The organism is Vibrio sp. ED004, assembly GCF_023206395.1.
Lineage (GTDB): Bacteria > Pseudomonadota > Gammaproteobacteria > Enterobacterales > Vibrionaceae > Vibrio.
This window is the reverse complement of record NZ_CP066149.1, coordinates 1477818-1500672: the sequence shown is the minus strand read 5'-3', so window position 1 is coordinate 1500672 and position 22855 is coordinate 1477818. Positions and strand designations below refer to the sequence as shown.

Annotated in this window: 15 protein-coding genes and 1 pseudogene; 4 read left to right on the top strand and 12 right to left on the bottom strand. The window is 47.0% G+C overall.

All coding sequences use genetic code 11. From position 1 onward, the window contains the following. Positions 1-217: 217 nt before the first annotated feature. Positions 218-1411, top strand: a pseudogene (locus tag ITG10_RS06720) (ISL3 family transposase). A gap of 77 nt (positions 1412-1488) precedes the next feature. Here ITG10_RS06720 and acs read toward each other — a convergent pair. The 3 genes from acs to ITG10_RS06705 all read right to left on the bottom strand — a co-directional run bounded on the left by acs (position 1489) and on the right by ITG10_RS06705 (position 6133). Next, positions 1489-3438 carry an acetate--CoA ligase gene (gene acs, locus ITG10_RS06715; protein WP_017630888.1) on the bottom strand — a complete coding sequence of 650 codons (1950 nt, stop codon included), beginning with the start codon at positions 3436-3438 and terminating at the stop codon, positions 1489-1491. 218 nt (positions 3439-3656) lie between these two features. Then, entirely contained in the window at positions 3657-4289 is a 633-nt protein-coding gene (locus tag ITG10_RS06710; RefSeq protein WP_017630889.1) for a 3'-5' exonuclease, read from the bottom strand. Positions 4290-4300: 11 nt separating this feature from the next. Beyond that, on the bottom strand, positions 4301-6133 hold the full coding sequence (locus ITG10_RS06705; RefSeq protein WP_017630890.1) for a DUF294 nucleotidyltransferase-like domain-containing protein: 1833 nt from the start codon (positions 6131-6133) through the stop codon (positions 4301-4303). A 229-nt stretch (positions 6134-6362) separates the two neighbouring features. Here ITG10_RS06705 and ITG10_RS06700 point away from each other — a divergent pair, with 229 nt between their 5' ends. Both ITG10_RS06700 and ITG10_RS06695 read left to right on the top strand, forming a co-directional pair. Next, positions 6363-7544 (top strand): 3-phenylpropionate MFS transporter, encoded by a 1182-nt coding sequence (locus ITG10_RS06700; protein ID WP_026084246.1) that lies wholly within the window; start codon positions 6363-6365, stop codon positions 7542-7544. A 131-nt stretch (positions 7545-7675) separates the two neighbouring features. Continuing rightward, positions 7676-11107: a PAS domain-containing hybrid sensor histidine kinase/response regulator gene (locus ITG10_RS06695; RefSeq protein WP_128644366.1), complete on the top strand. Its 3432-nt coding sequence runs from the start codon at positions 7676-7678 to the stop codon at positions 11105-11107. Positions 11108-11203: 96 nt separating this feature from the next. Here the strand turns inward: ITG10_RS06695 and ITG10_RS06690 are convergent, their stop codons facing one another. The 4 genes from ITG10_RS06690 to ITG10_RS06675 form a co-directional block, all read right to left on the bottom strand. Next, positions 11204-12589, bottom strand: a complete 1386-nt coding sequence (locus tag ITG10_RS06690; protein WP_248386750.1) for a class II fumarate hydratase — start codon at positions 12587-12589, stop codon at positions 11204-11206. Positions 12590-12601: 12 nt separating this feature from the next. Further along, complete coding sequence (locus tag ITG10_RS06685) at positions 12602-12988, bottom strand: hypothetical protein (protein WP_017630893.1); 387 nt, start codon at positions 12986-12988, stop codon at positions 12602-12604. A gap of 202 nt (positions 12989-13190) precedes the next feature. Further along, positions 13191-14894 carry a sodium:solute symporter family protein gene (locus tag ITG10_RS06680; protein ID WP_017630894.1) on the bottom strand — a complete coding sequence of 568 codons (1704 nt, stop codon included), beginning with the start codon at positions 14892-14894 and terminating at the stop codon, positions 13191-13193. Between the two features lie 10 nt (positions 14895-14904). Next, complete coding sequence (locus tag ITG10_RS06675) at positions 14905-15171, bottom strand: DUF4212 domain-containing protein (protein WP_010435433.1); 267 nt, start codon at positions 15169-15171, stop codon at positions 14905-14907. Positions 15172-15584: 413 nt separating this feature from the next. Here ITG10_RS06675 and ITG10_RS06670 point away from each other — a divergent pair, with 413 nt between their 5' ends. Further along, the gene (locus ITG10_RS06670; RefSeq protein WP_026084248.1) at positions 15585-17336 is read left to right on the top strand and encodes a potassium/proton antiporter; all 1752 of its coding nucleotides are present in this window, start codon (positions 15585-15587) and stop codon (positions 17334-17336) included. On the opposite strand, the gene ITG10_RS06665 is transcribed toward ITG10_RS06670, so the two are convergent. From ITG10_RS06665 to pyrB, 5 genes are all read right to left on the bottom strand, one after another. Next, positions 17333-17962 (bottom strand): response regulator transcription factor, encoded by a 630-nt coding sequence (locus ITG10_RS06665; RefSeq protein WP_017630896.1) that lies wholly within the window; start codon positions 17960-17962, stop codon positions 17333-17335. The two genes, ITG10_RS06670 and ITG10_RS06665, sit on opposite strands and share 4 nt — an antisense overlap. Positions 17963-18173: 211 nt before the next feature. After that, entirely contained in the window at positions 18174-20027 is a 1854-nt protein-coding gene (locus ITG10_RS06660; RefSeq protein WP_017630897.1) for a protein-disulfide reductase DsbD, read from the bottom strand. Positions 20028-20202: 175 nt separating this feature from the next. Next, entirely contained in the window at positions 20203-20691 is a 489-nt protein-coding gene (locus ITG10_RS06655; RefSeq protein ID WP_017630898.1) for an arginine repressor, read from the bottom strand. 326 nt (positions 20692-21017) lie between these two features. Next, on the bottom strand, positions 21018-21482 hold the full coding sequence (gene pyrI, locus ITG10_RS06650; protein ID WP_017630899.1) for an aspartate carbamoyltransferase regulatory subunit: 465 nt from the start codon (positions 21480-21482) through the stop codon (positions 21018-21020). Positions 21483-21497: 15 nt separating this feature from the next. After that, positions 21498-22427 carry an aspartate carbamoyltransferase gene (pyrB, locus tag ITG10_RS06645; protein ID WP_017062721.1) on the bottom strand — a complete coding sequence of 310 codons (930 nt, stop codon included), beginning with the start codon at positions 22425-22427 and terminating at the stop codon, positions 21498-21500. Positions 22428-22855 lie beyond the last annotated feature (428 nt).

Sequence of the window (22855 nt, the reverse complement as noted above, 5' to 3'; positions counted from 1 at the left end):
GCAATTTACTGGTCTAATCTCCTATTGATACAGCGTGGAGTTGTTACCAACTTAACAAAAAAGCGCCTTAGTCTTAATTTGGGGCGGGATATTTGAGATCAAGATCAGCCATAAAAAAAGGTTCATCGCGGATTAGCGGGAACTAAAAACAAAAAAAACGGTAGTAAGTGATATGGTTTAGTCGCCAAACAAAAATCATACACAAACTACCGTTTTCATGCCGAATCATACTTTCCTATCTTCATTCTGGGAAGGCTTTAAAATAGTAAAGTCTCACCAGACAGCATCACTTGTTACACTAACTCTTAAACCTAATTCTGAGGCTAAATGCCTTTGCGGTCTTGAAGCTGAGGCTATCCATGAGTATCAATGGCGTCATGTGAAAGAGGCCATGTTGTTCAATGTTCCTGTTGAGCTTTCCGTTCAAACTCGAAGGATCAAGTGTCGTGACTGCGGCATAAAAACAGAGTTTCTATCTTGGTTAGAGCCTTATGCTCGTATAACGACGCGTCTAAAAAGCTATATAGAACAACTACTGCCTCTTCTTCCCATTAAGCATATCTCCCAGTTAACGAGCGTTCATTGGCACACCATTAAAGAGATAGATAAACGTCGACTTCGCCAAGTGGTACCGTCAGTGAAATGGGAAGGGCTAAGGCAGCTCGTCATGGACGAGGTTCGCCATCTTTAAAGGGCACTGATATGCCACAGTCATCGCTGATGCTAAGACTCACCAAGTCATTTGGATAGGGTTAGGTCGTAGCCGCAAGGACATACGACCGTTTTCGAGCAGTTAGGCAAGCATGGTAACAATATCGAAGCGGTCGCAATGGACATGAATACGGCTTTTGACCTTGAAGTTCAAGCGCACAGCCCGAATGCAAAAATCGTTTACGACTTATTCCATGTTGTTGCTAAGTTCGGTCGTGAGGTGATGGATAGAGTCAGAGTCGACCAAGCTAACAAACTCAAGCAGGATAAAAAAGCGAGGCAATGGGTGAAGCGCTCACGCTGGGTACTGCTGAAAAACAGAGGTAATTTAAATGCACGACAAGATAGCTATCTTACTGAAATATTGAATATCAATAAGGACTTGATGGCCACTTATATACTCGGCTCACAACTCAAAGAGCTTTGGTACTGTAAATCAGAAGCACATGCTAAGGGGCTCTGGGAGGTATGGTGGGCACAAGTGCAAGAGAGTGGAATTAAGCCATTGAAAGAGTTTGCACGAAAACTGAGGCCTTATCTTCACGGTATTATTGCATCGGCAACTTATCCGCTCAACACCTGCACATTGGAAGGGATAAACAACAAAATAAAGTTAATCAAGCGAATGGGGTATGGATATCGAGATACAGACTACTTCTTCTTGAAGATAAAAGCGGCTTTCCCCGGAAAGCCGCGATGAACCTAAAAAAACCGCCACATAGGTGACGGTTTAGGTAAGGTCTGTTTTAAACAGTAATTCAGGATGTGACTGGTTGCTTATGCCAGTTCTGCTTTCTCGGCAATCAGCTTATCAACCACACTTGGGTCTGCCAAAGTAGATGTATCACCTAGGTTACCTGTATCACCGGTAGCAATCTTACGCAGGATACGACGCATGATTTTACCTGAACGAGTTTTCGGTAATGAGTCGGTCCAGTGCAGTACATCTGGCGTTGCGATTGGGCCAATCTCTTTACGTACCCAGTCTTTCACTTCTTTATGAAGTTCAGCGGTTGGGAACTCGCCATCATTCAGCGTGATGTAAGCGTAAATGGCTTGGCCTTTAATATCGTGAGGGATACCCACAATCGCTGCCTCTGCAATCTTATCAAACGCTACTAGAGCCGATTCAATCTCTGCGGTACCCATACGGTGGCCAGACACGTTAAGTACGTCATCAACACGACCAGTAATCCAGTAGTAGCCATCTTCATCACGACGAGCACCATCACTGGTGAAGTACATGCCTTTAAAGGTAGAGAAGTAAGTCTGTTCGAAGCGGTCATGGTCGCCATGAACGGTACGCATTTGGCCCGGCCAAGAGTCAAGAATCACAAGGTTGCCGTCAGTTGCGCCCTCAATGATGTTACCCATGTTATCAACCAGTGCAGGTTGTACACCGAAGAATGGACGCGTCGCTGAGCCAGGTTTTAGGTCGGTTGCTCCCGGTAGTGGTGCGATTAAGATGCCGCCCGTTTCTGTTTGCCACCAAGTATCAACAATTGGAGACTGCTCATTACCAATTGTTGTGTAGTACCACTCCCACGCTTCTGGGTTAATAGGTTCGCCCACTGAGCCCATGATTCTTAAGCTGTCACGAGATGTGCCTTCAACGGCTTCGTTGCCTTTCGCCATTAGTGCACGAATAGCCGTTGGTGCAGTATAAAGAATATTCACTTGGTGCTTATCGACTACTTCACTCATGCGGCTTGTGTTCGGGTAGTTCGGCACGCCTTCAAACAGAATGGTTTTTGCACCATTAGCGAGTGGCCCGTATACAAGGTATGTGTGACCCGTAATCCAACCCACATCGGCTGTACACCAGAAGGTTTCGCCTTCTTGGTAGTCGAATACATATTTGAATGTCATCGCTGCATAAACAAGGTAACCACCAGTGGTGTGCATAACACCTTTAGGTTTACCCGTTGAGCCTGACGTATAAAGGATGAAGAGTGGATCTTCTGCGTTCATCTCTTCTGGTGGGCAATCTGCAGATACATTAGCAATAGCATCGTGCCACCACACATCACGGTGTTCATGCCAAGCAACATCACCGCCAGTACGCTTGAATACCACAACCTTTTCGATGTTCTTCACTTCAGGGTTAGTTAAAGCTTCATCAACGTTTTTCTTAAGTGGAACAGCACGGCCGCCACGCACGCCTTCATCGGCAGTGATCACGACTTTAGAGTTTGAATCGATAATACGACCAGACAGAGCTTCTGGTGAGAAACCACCGAATACCACTGTATGAACCGCACCAATACGGGTACACGCCAGCATTGCTACTGCCGCTTCTGGCACCATTGGCATGTATAAACAAACCACATCACCTTTGCGTACGCCTTGCTCTTTCAGAGCATTTGAAAACAGGCACACTTCTTTGTGTAGTTCATTAAAAGTTAGGGTCTTATCATCGGCAGGGTCATCGCCTTCCCAGATGATTGCGACTTCATCACCGCGTTCAGCAAGGTGACGGTCGATACAGTTAGCCGATACGTTAAGCGTGCCATCTTCAAACCAGCGGATGTCGATGTGGCCAGGGTCGAAAGAGGTGTTTTTTACCTGTGTGAAAGGCTTAATCCAATCAACGATTTTTCCGTGTTCACCCCAAAAGCCTTCAGGGTCAGAAACAGATTGCTGGTACATGGCTAGGTAAGTGTCATTATCCGCGTGTGTGGTTGATTTAATATTTTCTTTTACCGGATAAACGTGGGCTTCACTCATTGCATCTCTCCTTGTGCCTACATTCCTAATGAACTGGCAACTTCCTTTGTGTTCAGTTTCTAGGTCTATTACAGAACCGTCTTTGTGTTATCACTCTCGGCTAGGACGGCGACTTCCACAATTAGACTTTAGGATGAGACGCCGCTTTTCACTTACAAAATAGCGAGTTAAGTTCATTTTTGAGATGTTGCTCTCTATGTAGAAAGCCCGTGGTTGAATTAAGAATAAGAAGAGTTGAAGCGGGGCAAGTCGCCGTGCTTAAGGCGAACAAAGATCAGCGCGGCGGAGATAGCGTCTTGTAATGCATCATGTTTATTGACTGGAATAGGCAAGTCGAGCTGGCGACAGATGGCATCCATACTGAGGTCGAAGTAGGCGTTGGGCAGCTGTCTCTCGAGTTTGTCTTGATAGAGTTGGCTCACTTCGACTAATCGGTTAGGCAGCGGAAATCCGAGCTGTTTTAAACAGGCGCGGTCGAGAATTTTCTTGTCATAGCGGATGTGATAACCGACTAAAGGACGATTACCAATGAAACTCAGTAGCTCTATTAGGGCTTGTTTCTCTTCGATGCCATGCTTGAGATCTTGATGGCGAATGCGGTGGATTTTTATCGAATTGCAATCGAGTGATTGAGGCGCCCGCAGCCGCACTTCAAAAGGTTGGCTGGTAATGATTCGGTTACCGATGATCTTTGTCGCGGCAATGGTCACCAGTTCGGCTTGATTGGGATCGAGGCTGGTGGTTTCACAATCGAGTGAGACATATTCTTGATGAGCAGGCGCAGTAAATAGAGGCTGATACGCAGAGCCTTTGAGCTTGTGGTGCCAGTAATAGCGAACCAGTCTATTCATCGTTCAATCGCCTAGTCCCTTATCTGATAGTGGTAGCCAAGCCATTGCTTGAATTCCTTAACCACGTGCAAGCTATGACGAAGCAGATCTCGGTCAGCTCGTTCCATTAGTTTGACGTCGATTTTATTGCTGCTGTGCTGTTGCGATAGGCGTTGTGATAAGCGCCACTTAAAGAACTGCTTGAGCGCTTCATTGAGGTTATCCGCGGTGCTTTGCTCTAGTACCTTCTTACTCACGAGATGCTCAATGCGTTCGAAGGTGTTATTGACCGTGACACCATGTTCAAGGCTCAGTGCTCTCACACCGTGCACGAGAGGGAAAATACCGCCTTGTTTGATGTCGAGTCCTGACTTGGACTGTTTCACGTTACCAAACAGGGTCAGTGGAACCGAGAAATTCAGGGCAGGGCGGCAGAATTCGGTCAGAATCAACTCTTGTCCGAGCATCAAATCACTCAAGTGCTGTTTGACCGGTTTTAATAATTCCCTGTTACCCGCCACTGCGTGTGCGTCCGCCATGATGGCGATATCCATCACTGTCTCTGGCGTTGCTTTTCTTACCCAACTAGTGAGGGTTTGTTTCCACTCTTGCTCTGAATGCACCCATTTCGGGTTGTTGACCATCACGTTGCCCGGGCATAACGGATAACCCAATTGCTGCAGTGTGTGGGTGAGGTCGTTCATGGCACTTTGACATTGATGCCACTCCAAACCATCTTGAATTATTAACGCGTTGTCTTGATCGGTTTTGAGGATTTGTTCTCCACGCCCCTCAGAACCCAACACGATCAGGCAGCAATGGTTGTGCAGCGCTGGCGGGATAACCAACTCAAACGCCTTCTCTATAATCTGTTCATTTACCGCTGAAATTAGCTCCATGATAAAGCGTGTACGAATGCCATTACTGAGTAAGCTTTCGACCAATTGACGCTGCTTGTTGGAAGCCATGGCCAACTCTTCAATGCTGGTGGCTCGCGCAATTCGCAAAGTAAGTACATGCGAGTGAGTGGAGAACGCGCTGAGTATTTGCGTCATATCGACCATGCCCACTGCGTTTTGACCATCACAAACCATCAGCCTTTTTACGCGATTTCGGGTCATGGTGATCATGGCGTTAAACAGAAAATCGCCGTGATTAACATGCAAAACAGGGAAAGTTGCTATCTCGCCAACCGCGGTCTCGAGAGGGCGATTATCGAGCATCACCGCGTGCAGTAAATTGGTTCGTGTGACGATCCCATATGGAAAGGTACATGATGATCCAAAAGCTTTTAGATCATCATGATCTAAATGAACCAGAGCCGAGTCCAACCCTTGTTCTTTCAGGGTTTGAGTGACTTGATTAATCGGTTGTTCGGGTTCGAGTATCAGTGGTGGGTGATAAATAGAGTCGTCGACTTTGGTCAGTATGAACTCGGCAAGATTCTGTTGCTGCTGAGCGGCTTCAATCAGTGCTTTTCGGGTCGATAGGTTACTATCAAAGTAAGCCGCGAACTGGCCATTGGCGTGGTAAAGCTCAAGGAATATATCGGTTGGTAATAGATAACTTAAGGTATCTTCTAGCGCGATATATTGGTGCTTGGTGTGAGGCTCAAACTGGCTGCGCACATCGAAAATATCGTCATTGGCATAGTGCGCGTAGATCTCTCCATCGCTACTGGCACGCTCTTCGACGGCCCCTTTAATCAGAATATGCAGATGGCGACTTGGGCGGTCGGCCTCCAGTATCACCTCGTGCGCTCGGTAATAAACCACATCTAATGAGGAACGCAGCGTTAACTGTTCCGCGTCGGACAGGCTATCGAAGGGCGGGTGCTGCATATTAAATTTATCAGGCATAAGCATCGAAAGAGTTAGGAGTCTCTTTTCAGTCTGACAAATTACCAGCGAAGCTCCAGACGACTTTAGTCTAAATGCGATCGTAAGGGCTGGTGAACACTGGATACTTTAGCCAAATGGGATGTCGATATTCATTGAATACAGGAATGCTATCTCTTCAATAATTCCCTTTTTCATCCTATGCGACGTAGGCATAATTGGTGCTGCTTCTTTCTGCACATTTTATAGGTCGCCTATGTTTAGTCCTTCTCCCTATGGCTGGATCTCCCAGTACTTTCTCGGTTTCTTTTTTGCCTATGGTGTTTATTTGCCATTTTGGGCGCTGTGGTTTGAAGACCAAGGCGTTTCTGCGGGTGACATTGGTGTCTTAATTGGTATCGGTTTTGCGACGCGTTGTGTGGCAAACCTAGTGATTACGCCTCGTATCCATAAAGTTGAACACTTAATGCCGGCTCTGCGTTGGTTGAGTTTTGCGGCCCTGCTGTTTGTTGGCTTCCACTTTTTCACTGGCGGCAGCTTTATATTGATGCTGTTGGCAACGGTGCTGTTTAACCTCTGTTATGGGCCGATCATCCCGCTCTCGGATGCGATGGCTAACCACTACAGTCGTCTGAATATGCTCGACTACGGACGCACTCGTTTATGGGGTTCGATTGCCTTTATCGCAGGTTCGACTGTGGTGGGTTACTTGGTGGCGAAATTTGGCACGGACATGATCTTGTACACGGCGTTTGCTGGTGTGCTGGTGTCATTAGTGCTGGCGATGAGAAATCCGAACGTGATGCCGGTGACGCATTCTCAACAACAGGCTGTTCGCCCTAAGCTGGGTGAACTGCTGCGAGAATCTTCTGTTGTGAAGTTCTTGGCCTTAATGGCGTTGTTGCAAGGTAGCCATGCCGCTTATTACAGCTTTAGTGCGATTTACTGGAAAGAAGCGGGTCACTCTGAAGCCATCATTGGTTACTTATGGAGCTTGGGTGTGGTTGCCGAAGTGGCGGTGTTTGCTCTGAGCAAGCGACTGTTCTCTGGGTTAACGTTACGTACTTTATTTGTCGTGGCGGCATTAGGTGTGATGGCTCGTTGGGGCATCACAGCATCAACTACCGCCATTGCGGCTCTGATTTTGGTGCAACTACTGCACGGTGTGACCTTCGCGATGGCACATATCGCTGCGATTCAATACATTCAGTCTGAAGAACAAAACAAGATGGTGGCGTTACAAGCTCTGTACAACGCAATCCCGCTGGGCGCATTCATTGCTCTAATGACAACACTGAGTGGTTGGGGCTATGAGCTATGGGGTGCCAATATCTTCTGGGCGATGGCTGCGATGGGTGGACTGGCACTGTTCATTAAACTGGATGAAAGAAGCTCTGTGGTTGAAGTGAATCAACCAGAGTCAGAAGTTCATAGCTGATAACCAATCGTGATTATTAGAGTCTAAAGCACAGAATTTAAGCGATGCGATTGAGTTAATCCCACATCCTTAGTTAAATGAAACCTCTCCCTTATGGAGAGGTTTTTTTATGGATGAAGAAAGGGTTTTCAATGCAAGGATGGGTAGTAATTCCAGTCTCTTTAGCCTACTTGGGCGTGTTATTTCTGATCGCTTGGTATGGAGACAGGCAGGTTCGTTGGCTATCGCGTTGGCGACCGTGGATCTATAGCCTTTCCATTGCGGTGTATTGTACTTCGTGGACCTTCTATGGAACGGTGGGTCAGGCGAGCAATAACCCTTGGTCTTTCTTACCCATCTATCTCGCACCGATTCTGGTATTCACTCTTGGGTGGCGGATCTTAGCGCGGCTGATCTTGATAGCGAAGCGTGAACACATTACCTCTATTGCCGACTTTATCGCGGCTCGCTACGGAAAATCCCAAGGCTTGGCGGTGGCCGTCACCGTGATTGCTGTGGTCGGCATTCTTCCTTACATCGCGCTGCAATTGCGTGGTATCACCATGGGGTTGGATATTGTTGCTCCGAGTCTGGCGCAAGATTTTGGCTATCAGGATTATCACGTCTCTTGGTTTGTGGTTGGCGCACTGGCCATCTTCACCATGTTGTTTGGTACCAGGCACATTGACAACACGGAACATCACCGTGGCATGATGATGGCGGTGGCGTTTGAGTCTATCGTTAAGTTGGTGGCATTCCTGATTGTTGGCCTGTTTATCATGTATTTGGCGATGAGCAGCGATAAAATCGACCTGCTTGATGTGGCGGCTTCCACCTACGAATCACCGAATATTCCGACCTTAATTATTCATACGGTCTTAACCATGTTGGCGATTGTCTGTTTGCCACGCCAATTCCATACCATGGTGGTTGAGAACGAACGCCCTCAAGATCTGCACACCGCTCGCTGGTTATTTCCGCTTTATCTGATTTTGATGGGATTGTTTGTTCTGCCGATTGCGTGGGCAGGTCAGGGATTATTGACTGACATGCCAGCCGATACTTACGTGATCAGTGTGCCAATGGCAGAGGGTGCTAATCATATTGCCTTGTTGGCTTTCTTAGGTGGTACTTCTGCTGCGAGTGGCATGGTGATTGTCTCGACCATCGCGTTAGCAATCATGGTGTCGAATGATTTAGTGATGCCTTTGCTTCTGCGTCGCATGCGCTTAACTCAAAGAACCCATCGTCATTTTTCGGGACTGTTACTCGTTATTCGTCGCGGGTTGATCCTGTTGCTACTTCTTGGTGCTTGGTTGTTTTATCAGGCGCTCGATACTATTCATTCGTTGTCTGCGATCGGCTTTCTTTCGTTTGCGGCAATTGCTCAATTTGCTCCGGCACTGATTGGCGGTTTGTACTGGCGTCCGGGTAACAGAAAAGGTGTCTATGTTGGCTTAATGGTCGGTTCGGTGATTTGGCTGATTACTCTGATGAGTCAAACCAGCATGTTGGCAGGCGATAGCGAAAGTAACCTTTTGTTGTGGATTATCACGCCGCCAGAATTGCTCAGTAGCTGGAATATCAGCAGTTCGAACTGGGGAATCGTGCTGAGTATTGTGCTCAATACCCTGTGCTATGCCGTGGTTTCGATGTCGACAAGACCAAGCCTAAGTGAGCGCTTACAATCAGCAGCATTTGTTGGTACGCCGCTGCCTGAGAATGAAAATATCAGCCTTTATCAGAACCGTGTGACGGTCGCTGAATTAGAGATGTTGGCGTCGCGTTTTGTCGGTCGAAAGCGAGCGAAAAGTGCCTTACACAGCTATTGGCAACAACACGGGCAGCCGCTGCTTCCCAATCAGCAAGCGCCCGCAAGTTTAATTCGTCATGCAGAGCGCGTACTTGCGGGTGTATTCGGCGCATCTTCCGCTAAGTTAGTACTTACTTCTGCTTTACAAGGCAGAAACATGCAGCTTGAAGAGGTCGCGACCATTGTTGATGAGGCCTCTGAACTCTATGATTTTAGCCGTGGTTTACTACAAGGTGCGATTGAACACATAGGCCAAGGCATCGCAGTAATAGACAAACAAATGAGGCTGGTGGCGTGGAATCAACGTTACTTAGAGCTGTTTGAATTCCCCGCTGGCTTAATTCAGGTTGGGCGACCCATTTCAGATGTGATTCGCCACAATGCCGAACAAGGTTTGTGTGGTCCGGGTGACCCAGAAGATCACGTTCGCCGCCGTGTTTATCACCTTGAACAAGGCACGCGACACACCTCTTCTCGTATTCGTCCTGATGGTCGAGTGATTGAGGTACAAGGTAACCCGATGCCAAGTGGCGGTTTCGTAATGAGCTTTACTGACATCACGGTATTCAGACAAGCAGAGCAAGCGCTAAAAGATGCTAATGAAACCTTGGAATCGAGAGTTCACGAACGAACTCAAGAGCTCGAAAAGCTGAACCATCGCTTGGTAAAAGCGACACAAATCTCTGACCAAGAATCGCAATCTAAGAGTCGTTTCTTGGCGGCAGTAAGTCACGATTTGATGCAGCCACTCAATGCCGCGCGTTTGTTTGCTTCATCACTTTCTGAAGTAGCAAAGGAGCAAGAGGTGAAACAGCTTTCGTCTCATATCGAGAGTGCGCTTGGTGCTGCTGAAGATCTGATTGGTGACTTACTGGATATCTCTCGATTGGAATCTGGCAAGCTAGAGACCAACATTCACGCGATTGCTGTGCACGATGTGCTAACCAACTTAAATGCGGAATTTAGTGCCTTAGCGAGACAACAAAAAATTGAGTTCAAAATGATTCCATCGTCACTGTTCATTCACTCTGACCCTAAGTTATTAAGGCGTGTGATTCAGAACTTTTTGACCAACGCTTTTCGTTATAACCCAGAAGGGAAAGTGGTACTCGGTGCGAGACGAGTGAATGGTCAGGTGCGAATTGATGTTTGGGATAACGGAACCGGTATTGATGAAGACAAGCAACAAGAGATCTTCGAAGAGTTCACTCGTGGCAGCCAAGTGCGCGCTGACCAAGGCTTGGGGCTAGGGCTAGCTATCTCTAAAGGTATTGCTCACGTGCTTGGTCATCAAATTTCGATGCGTTCATGGCCGGGGCAAGGCAGTGTTTTCTCTATCACCTTAGCGAGAGCGGAGCAGGTCGCTCCGGTTGTGCAAGCTTCAGCGCCAATGGCGACTAGCGACATCGAACACCTGAAGATACTGTGTGTCGATAATGAGCGCGAGATTTTGGTCGGAATGGAGAACCTGATTGGACGTTGGGGGTGTGAGGTTAAGACCGCCGTCGACTTAGTCGAAAGCTTGAAGTGTCTCGATGACGACTGGCAGCCGGATGTGATCTTCTCTGATTATCGTCTCGATAATGGTCGAACAGGGCTTGAGGTGTTGCAGCAGTGTCGCTTGCGCCTTGGGGATTCCTTTGAGGGGGTTATCATCAGTGCCGATAGAACCGATGACATGTTGGCAGCGATAAAGGCCAACAGCTTTAGCTTTATCGCCAAGCCTGTGAAGCCGCTAAAACTTAGGGCAGTATTGAATCGCGTGAGTTAATTCAATTCACCATTAGATCTTAAAAAGGCCTCGTATGAGGCCTTTTTTGTCTCTGCTATTTCAGCGAGTCTTAGCAAATGCTTGTCAGCTTGCTAACTAACCCGCAATACCACCTTGAGTAAGGGCGGTTGGATCAAGCAATTTGCTGAGTTCTTCTCGGCTGAGATCGGTTTCTCTTTCTGCCACATCAAGGATTGGCAAACCCTCTTTGTAGGCTTTCTTGGCAATATCCGCAGCTTTCAAGTAACCAATTACAGGGTTGAGTGCCGTCACTAGAATTGGATTCTTCGAAAGTGCTAAATCAAGATTGTCTTGGCGCACCGTGAAGGTCGCAACCGCTTTATCTGCTAGCGCGACAGAGCTGTTAGCTAAAAGCTCAATACTTTCTAATACGTTATGAGCAATCACTGGCAGCATCACATTCAGCTGGAAGTTGCCTGATTGGCCTGCGACAGTAATAGTGGTGTCGTTACCAATCACTTGCGCTGCCGCCATTGCTGCGGCTTCTGGAATCACAGGGTTTACTTTGCCCGGCATGATCGATGAGCCTGGCTGTAGCGCCTGCAATTCAATTTCACCTAAGCCTGCTAATGGGCCAGAGTTCATCCAGCGAAGATCGTTTGAGATCTTCATGATCGCAACTGCTGCAGTTTTGAGCTGTCCCGAGAATGCAACGATCGCATCTTGGCTGCTGAGGTTGAAAAAGAAGTTCTCACTTGAGTTAAAGCTGATCTTTGTCGACTGAGATAGGTTACTTGCAAACTTATCGGCAAAGCGTGGGTCGGCATTGATGCCTGTGCCCACCGCCGTTCCACCTTGAGCTAGCGCCTTGATAGCGGGCAGGGTGCTTTCAATCGCTTGCTTAGCGTGTTCAATCTGGAACTTCCAACCACCAAGCTCTTGAGCAAAGGTAATTGGCATCGCATCCATTAGATGAGTACGGCCTGTTTTTACTACCTCGGCCAGCTCTTGCTGTTTGACGGTAAGTGCTTCAGAAAGGTGGGCTAATGCAGGTAGCAGTTTGTTTTCAGCCATAAGAGCGACACTGACTTGAATTGCGGTTGGTACCACATCGTTGCTGCTTTGGCCCATATTGACGTGATCATTTGGATTCACGTCACCCTGCAAACTTCTTGAAGCGAGTGTTGCAATCACTTCGTTGGCATTCATGTTGGAGCTAGTACCAGAGCCAGTTTGGTAAACATCGATCGGGAATTGTTCGAGGTATTTACCATCGATGATCTCTTGGCTCGCTTCGGCGATCGCGTTGGCAATATCACCTTCCAATAAACCCAACTGAGCGTTGGTGTCAGCGGCCGCCTGTTTAATGAATGCCAGTGCTTGAATGAAACTGGTGGGCATCTTGTGTGAACTAAAAGCAAAGTTATCTGCAGCACGTTGAGTTTGTGCTTGGTATAGCGCATCGGCAGGGACCTTCACTTCCCCCATGCTGTCTTTCTCAATTCGATATTGTAGGGTCATCTTCTATCCTTGTTAGCCAAGTGGGGCTTGGACTTGTTGTAGTGTTTGGCTGAGATTCAAAAAACGCGCTTGGCCTTGAGGCTGCTGGCAATAGTGGCGTTTCAAATAAAATAGTGGTGAGTGAATAGAGTCTAGGCAGATATGTCGAAAGGCGAAACTGCGCTCTGGAGACTCAATCGCTTCAATCAAATGGAAGAAAACTTGGCGCAGGTACAGCTCGCACAACAAGATGTTTTCTTGGGCAGCGTGCTTTTCATAGTAGGCGGAAAGCGTTAGTGCGCACTCGATGTAGTCTCGAATTACAAACGGCTCATGGCCTTGTACTTGCTCTAATGAAGCAAAGCGATCTTGTGCTTTGTAAAACCTCGAATAGAGACCCTGCTGTTCTTTCATCATCATTTGCATCTCTTTAATGGATGTTAATGATAATTATTATCAAATGAAAATTTAAAAACAACCCTTTGTTTGTCTTTTTATAAAATGAAACGGGAAAAGAAAAAGCCGATACATAACGTATCGGCTTTCTGAGATTCAGTACCTAATCCCTACAATGTAAGTACTGATTCATTTTTTGCTAAACATCTTTGTTTCGTGGTCGTGCTTAGTGGTCGTGAGCTTCACCAGCACCTTTCGGGTAACGGATGTTCTCAACCATATCTTGTACATCTTGTGGTACTTCAGCAGTTACTTTGTTTACAGCAATCGATACTACGAAGTTTAGACACATACCTAGCGTACCGATGCCTTCTGGGCTGATACCAAACCACCAGTTTTCAGGTGTGCTTGCTGCTGGGTTAATGAACTTGAAGTAGATGATGTAGCTTGCTGTAAAGGCAATACCCGACAACATACCTGCAATTGCGCCTTCCTTGTTCATCTTCTTGTAGAAGATACCTAGGATAATCGCAGGGAAGAAGGATGCTGCGGCTAAGCCGAAGGCAAACGCTACTACCTGTGCTACGAAGCCTGGTGGGTTAATCCCCAAGTAACCAGCACCGACAATCGCGATCATGGCTGCCAAACGAGCGGCTAGCAGCTCCTGCTTGTCGGTCATGTTTGGTCTGAAGCCTTTCTTCAACAAGTCATGTGAAATCGACGTCGAGATTACCAGTAGTAGACCTGCGGCTGTTGATAGTGCGGCTGCTAGGCCACCTGCTGCCAGTAGTGCAACAACCCAGTTCGGTAGTTTCGCTAGCTCCGGAGAAGCCAGTACGATGATGTCACGGTTAATCTTCATCTCGTTACGCTCATCGCCCGAGTAGAACATTTTGCCATCGCCGTTTTTATCTTCCCAACCTACTAGGCCAGTGCTTTCCCAGTTTTTGTACCAGCTTGGTGCGTCTGCTGCTGCGACACCTTGCATGTCAGGGCCGTTGATTGTTTCGATCATGTTTACACGAGCGAATGCTGCAACGCCTGGTGCTGTTGTGTATAGCAATGAGATGAACAGTAGAGCCCAACCCGCTGAGATACGAGCATCACGTACTTTTGGTACAGTGAAGAAACGAATGATTACGTGTGGAAGACCCGCAGTACCAACCATTAGAGCCGCACAGATGAAGAATACATCCACCATGCTCTTGTTACCTTCGGTATAGGCGGTGAATCCGAGTTCTTCGGTAAGTCCATCCAGTTTATCAAGTAAGTAAACATCTGTGCCTGATAGTGTAGAGCCCATACCAACTTGTGGAAGTGGGTTACCTGTCATCATGATTGACGTAAAGATTGCTGGAACAAGGAAGGCGAAAATGAGGACACAGAATTGAGCTACCTGCGTATAAGTGATGCCTTTCATGCCACCAAGTACTGCGTAGAAGAACACAATACCCATACCAATGATGATACCTAGGTTAATGTCGACTTCTAGGAAACGAGAGAATACAACGCCTACACCACGCATCTGACCTGCAACGTACGTGAATGATACGAAGATTGCACAGAATACCGCTACCATACGTGCTGTTTTCGAGTAGTAACGCTCACCGATGAAATCAGGAACCGTAAACTGACCGAACTTACGTAGGTAAGGTGCTAAACATAGCGCAAGTAGTACGTAACCACCTGTCCAGCCCATCAGGTAAACCGCACCGTCGTAACCAACGAATGAGATGATACCTGCCATTGAGATGAATGATGCTGCCGACATCCAGTCAGCGGCGGTCGCCATGCCGTTTGCTACTGGGTGTACACCACCGCCAGCAACGTAGAACTCACTCGTAGACCCTGCACGAGCCCAGATTGCGATGCCGATATATACTGCGAAAGTAATACCGACGAGAATAAACGTCCAAGTTTGAATATCCATGTTCTAGCCTCTAGTCTTCCTGTACGTTGTATTTTTTGTCGAGCGCATTCATGCGAACAACGTAAATAAATATCAGCGCCACGAAGGTGTATATCGAACCTTGCTGAGCGAACCAAAATCCTAGCTTGAACCCGCCAAACTGAACGGTATTGAGGGCATCCACAAATAAGATGCCAGCGCCGTAAGACACTGCAAACCAGACCGCGAGCAGTGTTCCCATAATTCCCAAGTTTTCCTTCCAGTAGGCTTGAGCATGTTCCGTAGATTCGAACGCCATTGCCTTCTCCTTTATTCCGTTTTCGTAGAAACCGTTTTTGTAAAATATCGTGTTAACGTAATGTTACGATTTAGAATGTAGCAAGGATGAGTCAAGGGATCTGTGCAACTTTAGTCGGGATAGTATTGGCGCTAATGTACTGAAATATGGGAGTTGGAAGACAGAACCATAGAAAAATGTGATGTTACAAGGTTGTTAAATTAGCCAAAGGTCTAACAAAAGTGGATGAATTAGAGTGCGAGTCATAAAATTTAACAACTAAATGACTGAGAAACGGTATTTAGTCCTGCGTATGACACGAAGGGAAACATAAGTTTGTTATAGTAACTAAAGCACTTTCATCGACCGTGCCATGCTTAGCGGCAGAAGATCAACATGCCTATATCTTGAGTTTTATTCTTTGGGGGAACGAATTGGACGCAATAACTATCAACCACTTATTTTTAACTGGTGCGGTGCTCATCGCCATCAGTGTGCTTTTCTCACAAGTGTCCTCACGATTGGGCGTTCCGATTCTTTTGATCTTTTTGTTCGTTGGTATGTTGGCGGGTGAAGATGGTCCGGGTGGTATTAATTTTGATGATTACTCACTGACTTATTTGGTGAGTAACCTCGCGCTTGCCGTGATCTTGCTTGATGGCGGTATGCGAACCAAGGTCGCAAGCTTTAAGGTCGCGTTTTGGCCGTCACTCTCACTGGCGACAATAGGTGTAGCCTGTACTGCGACTCTAACCGGTTTGATGGCCGCGTGGCTGTTTGACCTGTCACTGATGCAAGGTATTTTGGTCGGCGCAATTGTCGGTTCAACCGATGCGGCAGCAGTATTCTCTTTGTTGAAAGGACAGAGTCTCAACGAGCGTGTTGGCTCAACCCTAGAGATCGAATCGGGTACCAACGACCCAATGGCGGTCTTCCTGACGGTGACCTTAATTGCGCTACTTGGCACCCCAGATGCCGAGATGGGAATGAACTTCCTATTGAAAAGCTTCGCGATGCAGTTTGGTGTTGGCACGCTTATCGGGCTTGGTGGTGGTTGGGTTCTATGGAGTCTAATCAACCGAGTACAGCTGGCTGATGGTCTGTATTCGATTCTGGTGCTCAGTGGCGGTGTGGCTCTGTTTGCCTTCTCTAACATGCTTGGCGGCAGTGGCATCTTATCGATTTACCTAGTGGGCTTGTTCATTGGTAATCGTCCGACGCGCTCTCGACACTCGATTCTTAATGTTCTTGATGGCATGACGTGGCTCAGCCAAATCGTGATGTTCTTAGTGTTGGGTCTATTGGTGACGCCATCGACATTGATGGACATTGCACTTCCAGCGTTAGCATTGGCTTTCGGTATGATCTTATTTGCTCGTCCGCTGTCGGTTTGGTTGGGCTTACTGCCGTTCAGAAGCTTTACCACCAAAGAGCGTTGGTTTGTTTCTTGGGTCGGTTTACGTGGCGCGGTGCCGATCATTTTGGCAGTGTTCCCGATGATGGCTGGCCTGCCTAATGCTCAGCTTTACTTCAATATCGCCTTCTTCGTGGTTATGGTGTCGCTGGTTGTTCAAGGCGGTAGCTTGATGAAAGTCGCGAGATTGACTCAAGTGACACTACCTCCAACGCCGACACCGATTTTGCGTACTGGTATTGAAATCTACCCTGCCAGTGAGTGGGAGATGTTTGTCTACAAGCTGAAAGAAGAGAAGTGGTGTGTGGGCGAACCACTGAAGCGCCTGTCTATGCCAGAAGGAACGCGAATTACTGCACTGTTTAGAAAGGATGCCTTGCTTCACCCATCGGGCAGTACCGTGTTAGAGGCGAATGATATTCTCTGTGTACTCGGTCAGGACAAAGACTTAGACAGCTTAAGTGAGCTATTCAGTGAGGCACCTTTAGCTGAAGACGCAGCTCGATTCTTTGGTGATTTCTTCCTTGAGGTTGGGTTATCGATTGCCGCGGTGAGTGACTGCTATGGCATTGAACTTGGCTCGGAAGAAGAGCGCGACATGACGCTAAAACAGTTGGCTGAACGTGAGCTTGGCGCGCACCCAGTATTGGGCGATAGCTTCGAGTGGCATGACATCAATTGGGTGGTTGCAGAGATAGATGATCATAAAGTCGTCAAGCTGGGTCTGTGTTTGCCTAAGACGACTTTAGAAGAGGATATAAGCGAAGCCTAGTTATGGACTTCTTGTAGCAAGATAACTGCTTGAGTTCGGTTTTTCACATCCAGTTTACGGAAGATGGCTGTCATATGAGCCTTGATGGTCGCTTCCGAAACATTCAATTCATAGGCGATTTGCTTGTTCAGCAGACCGTCAGAAAGCATCCCTAATACCTTGTATTGCTGAGGCGTCAGTGTGGAAATCTTTTCCGCAAGGTCGCTACAAGCAGCATTATTGGTAATTAGCCCTTCAGGGAAGAACGGGTCACCATTCAGCACTTGATTCAGTGCGCTCACCAATTCACGCATATCACTCGACTTAGGAATGAAGCCAAACGCACCGTGGCTCTTCACTTGAGTCACCACGCTGGCATCTTCACTGGCAGAAATCACCACAATCGGTAGATCTGGGTATTCAGCACGAAGTTGAATGAGGCCAGACATACCATTTGCTCCCGGCATTTTCAGGTCGAGTAGCAGCAGGTCGGGTTCATCTTCTTTCTTAAGCAGAGTCAGTAAGGCGTCGAGAGAATCAGTCTCAAGCAGGTTCGCACCGCTGATCGCCATATGAACTGACTGAAACAGGGCGTTGCGGAAGAGAGGGTGGTCATCAGCAATGATGATGGTATAGGTCGAGTCCATGACGTTCATACTTTTAACAATTTAGTTAATATTTATTATCATCCTGATTGAGTATGTGGACAATATCTATGCATTAAAAGTCTGAACCATATCGACTTTTATCCCTGTTCTTGGAAAGCGTTTCCTATAATCACAAAAAAGCCGCACTGCCATCTCGTTATGAGGAGCAGTGCGGCTTTCGTTAGAGCTTATATTTAGACGAATGTCGTCGTTATAGCTGGTGGCCTTGCATGTGTTTTAAGAATACATCGGCAGGCATAAAACCAGTCACACGAGCATTTGGAACATGGTTACCCTCGCCATCCCAGAACTCAATTGTTGGTAAGCCAAGTACCTGCAATTGTTTAAGCAGTTCAATGTCTTGAGGCATGTTTCTTGTTACGTCAGCCTGTAGCAGTACGAAGTCAGAAAGCTTGTTCTCAACATCAGCTTGATGAAAGGTGTACTTCTCGAACTCTTTACACGCCACACACCAATCGGCGTAGAAGTCGAGCATCACAGGTTTTCCCAGTTTCTTCGCTTCGATGAGTTGTATTTCGAGCTCTTCAACGGTGTTGATGCGTGCAAATTGGATGTGTTGCTGTTCTACCGTTACGCTCTTCTCCGCAAACCAATAGTTCAACGCAGGCTGTGCCGAAGCAAACAAGCCAAGCATTGCGATGATGCCTACCGCGCTCTGTTTCCAACCGCCGAATGGCAGTGCATTCTTGCTATGGTAAAGCCAACCAAAGGCGATGAAGCCAAGACCAGACCAAAGTACGGTTGCCCATAGTTCAGGGATAATACGCTCTAGCAGGAAGATTGGTGCTGCTAGCAAGATAAAGCCGAATACGATCTTTACCTTGTCCATCCAGCTGCCCGCTTTCGGTAGCAGTTTATTACCAAACACGGCCACCAAAATCAGTGGGATACCCATACCCATCGCCAACGCGTACAGAGCGATTGCGCCAGTAAACAGGTCACCACTTTGAGCAACATACAGTAGCGCACCGGATAGTGGGGCTGTAGTACAAGGCGAACACACCAAGCCAGAGATAGCACCCATCGCGAACACGCCCAAGGTATTGCCACCTTGCTGCTTGTTACTTTGGTTGTTGAGCCATGTTTGGATACTGCTTGGCAGTTGCAGGTTATAAACGCCAAACATCGACATCGCTAACGCCACGAACAGAACGCTCAATGCAATTAACACGTAAGGATGTTGCATCGCCGCTTGGAACTGCATACCCGCAGAGGCAACCACTAAACCTAATAGGGTGTAGGTCAGTGCCATACCTTGCACGTAGATGAAGGACAACATCAGCGCACGACCTTGGCTGAGCTTGCCGCCACCTAATACGATACCCGTTAGAATTGGGTACATCGGCAGAACACACGGTGTAAAGGCTAAGCCAACACCAAGTGCTAAGAATAATAATGGCGTCCACCAACTGTCACCGAGCTTATCGGCTAGGCTCGCTTCTTTTGAAACGGGTGCAGTTGATTGTGGAGTGGTGTTACTTGCAACATCTGCTTTTGGAGAAGCTTGCTGTGTTGAAACATTAGTCTCAATGTTTGCAGACGATGACTCTGGCGACACTACATTGGCTTGAGAGTCGCCTGAATCTGTAGCTGTAAATGGCTCAATGTCGATGATTCGAGTTTCTGGTGGGTAGCAGAAACCCGCATCCGCACAGCCTTGATATTTAACGATCAGCTGTGAACCATCTTGGTAACCCTGTAGAGGGACTTGCACGAATAACGGCTGGGTATAAATGCTCACCTCACCAAAGAATTCATCTTGGTGTGGTTTACCATCTTCTAATTCAACGTTACCGATCGCGAGATTTTGCCCAGTGAAAGAGAGACTATGTTGGTAGAGGTAGTAGCCTTCTTTTACCTGCCAGTCGAGAAGCACTTTGCCATCTTGCTGGTAGTAATTGAAAGGGAAAGCTTGGTCTACAGGGACAAAACCGTTGTTATTGCCTCCGAAGCTTGGCTCGGCGTTGTCATTTCCAAAAAGCGCCCACGCAGGCTGGGTGAATAGGGAAATACAAACAAAAAGTAATGTGGCAAGTCGTCGCATACTATTTAGTCATCAAAATGGAGTTGAAGGTATCTTAACTCAATCAGACCGTAATAGTTTGTGATTAGTTTCATCGACCAGCAAATATCCGCTAGGGCGGGTGAGCCACCTTCGTAGGCAGTCGAGAGAGAGTCAGCAGCGCAACTGCAGTGAACAGACCTTGCCAATAAGACATTTAGGCAACGCCCAAGCGTGCTTTGACCACTTGTTCACAAGCATCAATGTTGGTTGTGTCTTTCGGAATAATTAACACGGTGTCGTTGCCGCCAACGGTGCCGATAATCTCAGTATGTGGGTCGATATCTACTAATCTTGCCACTAACTGTGCACAACCAGGGTGGGTTTTTACTATCACCATCGCTTGGTTATGAGTAATTAATTCAATTTGCGATGAGATGGATGCATCGACACGAACCGGTGCGCTTTCAACAGTGATGCAGTACACCTTTTTGCCACAGGCGTTCTGGATTTTCACCACGCCAAGTTGTGACAAAATGCGAGATACGGTTGATTGGCTAATGCCGGTATAACCGATCTCGACCAGTTTCTCGCGCAGCTGATTTTGGGTCGAGAAGCTTTGTTGTTGTAGTAAGCGTTTGCACGCTGCAGTCAGTGTTTTATCTTCAGCTGAATACAAGCAACCGTGCTCAGTGATTTCGTTCATGAACAACTCCTTAAGGTCAACGTGTGGATATCGCTTGTCCATAGCGCCGAACGCACTCCCAAAGCCGTAGAGTACGATTGTTAATAGGGCTTACCGATGAATCCCGAAGTAAAGAGGGGAGGGTATGCGAGATGTATGATCATCTATGCATTGAGTCTACCACTAAAGGATAGTTATCTTTTTGAAGGCGATCACCAAATAATATTCTGGTTTATTGCTTTTATTTTGGGGTTTTATTCTTTGTTTAATGGATATTTATTCCGGCGTGGGAATAAATATCCATGTTATCTAAGTGGTTTTTGTTGCGAAGGTAATGCCGCTAAGGGTTAGCGAATCTCATTCATGATCTCGCGAGAGAATACTTTTTCACAGTAGTGACATTTTAGCTGCACTTTTTCCTGTTTTAGCTGCACTTTAAAGTGACTTTCGACAGGTTCACCGTGTGAAATACAGTTGCTATTTGGGCAAGAGAACACACTGTGGATTTGCTCTGGCAGCACAAGGGTTAGCTTGTTAACCACTTTGTACTCTTCAATCTGATTCACCGTTGCCTGCGGAGCATAAAGAGCCAATTGGTTGGCTTGTTCCTTGGTCAGGAAGATGTTCTCAATCTTGATTAGGTCTTTATGGCCAAGTGCCGATGATGGCAGGTTTAAACCCATAGTGATGCGTTGTTCTGTCTTGTGCAGCTTAAACAGTTTAAGGATTTTGATACCAAGGTGAGCAGGGATGTGGTCAATCACGCTGCCGTTACGGATCGCTTCTACTTGTAGCTGAGTTTGTTTAACCATGACTGTTTCTCCTGCTTATAAAGTGTCGTTAAGAACTAGAGCTAATAGGGCTTCGCGAGCGTATACACCGTTTTCAGCTTGCTCGAAGTAGTAAGCGTGTGGCGTTTTATCGACGTCGGTGGTGATTTCGTCGACACGTGGTAGTGGGTGAAGTACCTTCATGTTTTGGCGTGCGTCTTTCAATGTATCGGCGGTTAGGATGTAAGCCGATTTCATGTGTGCGTATTCCGACGCATCAAAGCGCTCTTTCTGTACGCGAGTCATGTACAAAACATCCAGTTCCGGCACGACTTCTTCAATGCTGCTGTGAGTGCTGTATTGGATACCCATCTCTTCTAATTCTTCACAGATGTAATCTGGCATCTCTAACACTTCTGGCGCGATAAAGAAGAAACGCACGTTATTGAACTTTGATAGTGCTTGTGTCAATGAGTGGACAGTACGGCCATATTTTAGGTCGCCGACGAATGCCACATTGAGGTTATCAAGCGTGCCCTGCGTTTCGTAAATCGAGAATAGATCCAACAAGGTTTGCGTCGGGTGTTGGTTAGCACCGTCGCCGCCGTTTACCACCGGAACACCGTTAGAAAATTCAGAGGCTAAACGTGCTGCCCCTTCTTGTGGGTGACGCATGACAAAGGCATCGACGTAAGATGAAATAACCTGCACTGAATCGGCAAGTGTTTCGCCTTTCTTCGCCAGTGAGGTGTTACCGCCATTATCAAAGCCAATGACCGTGCCACCAAGGCGCTGAACGGCGGTCTCAAATGAAAGACGAGTTCGAGTTGAAGGCTCAAAGAAGCAGCTCGCAACGACTTTATTTTTCAGCAACTCTGGGTTTGGCTCAGCCTTGAGTCTTGCTGCTGTGTCGACGATAAGCTCCAGTTCATTACGAGTGAGCTCAGGTATGGAGATGATGTGCTTGTTAAATAACGAATGCGCCATAACGGGTCTTCCTTCTATGCATACAGTCAAATTGCGGACAAAAAAAAGCCCCCTAAAAATAGGAGGCTTCGAAACGATCAATAGAGCAAAATAAAAATGACACCACCGCCACTCTTTGGCGTGCAGTTTGACAATCATGTGCGACAGAATTGCAGTTCATTTTTTGCTCTCTTAAGACAAATTGCGGAGGATTATACTCAGATAAAAACGCCATGCAATACTTTCTGTAAAGTATTCATTTAATGGATTTTTATGTGAAATAACGTCTGCATTTGGCTTTGATTTAAGCCCTTGTTGAAACAGAAAATCTCAGGCTTTTTGGGGTGATTATCCCTTCCAGTTCATGAAAAAAAATGCGGGCTTTATCCAAGGGCTAAGTCCCAAGTACGCCACCCGCATTTCCCTGTCATTGCACTTAACTTGTCAAT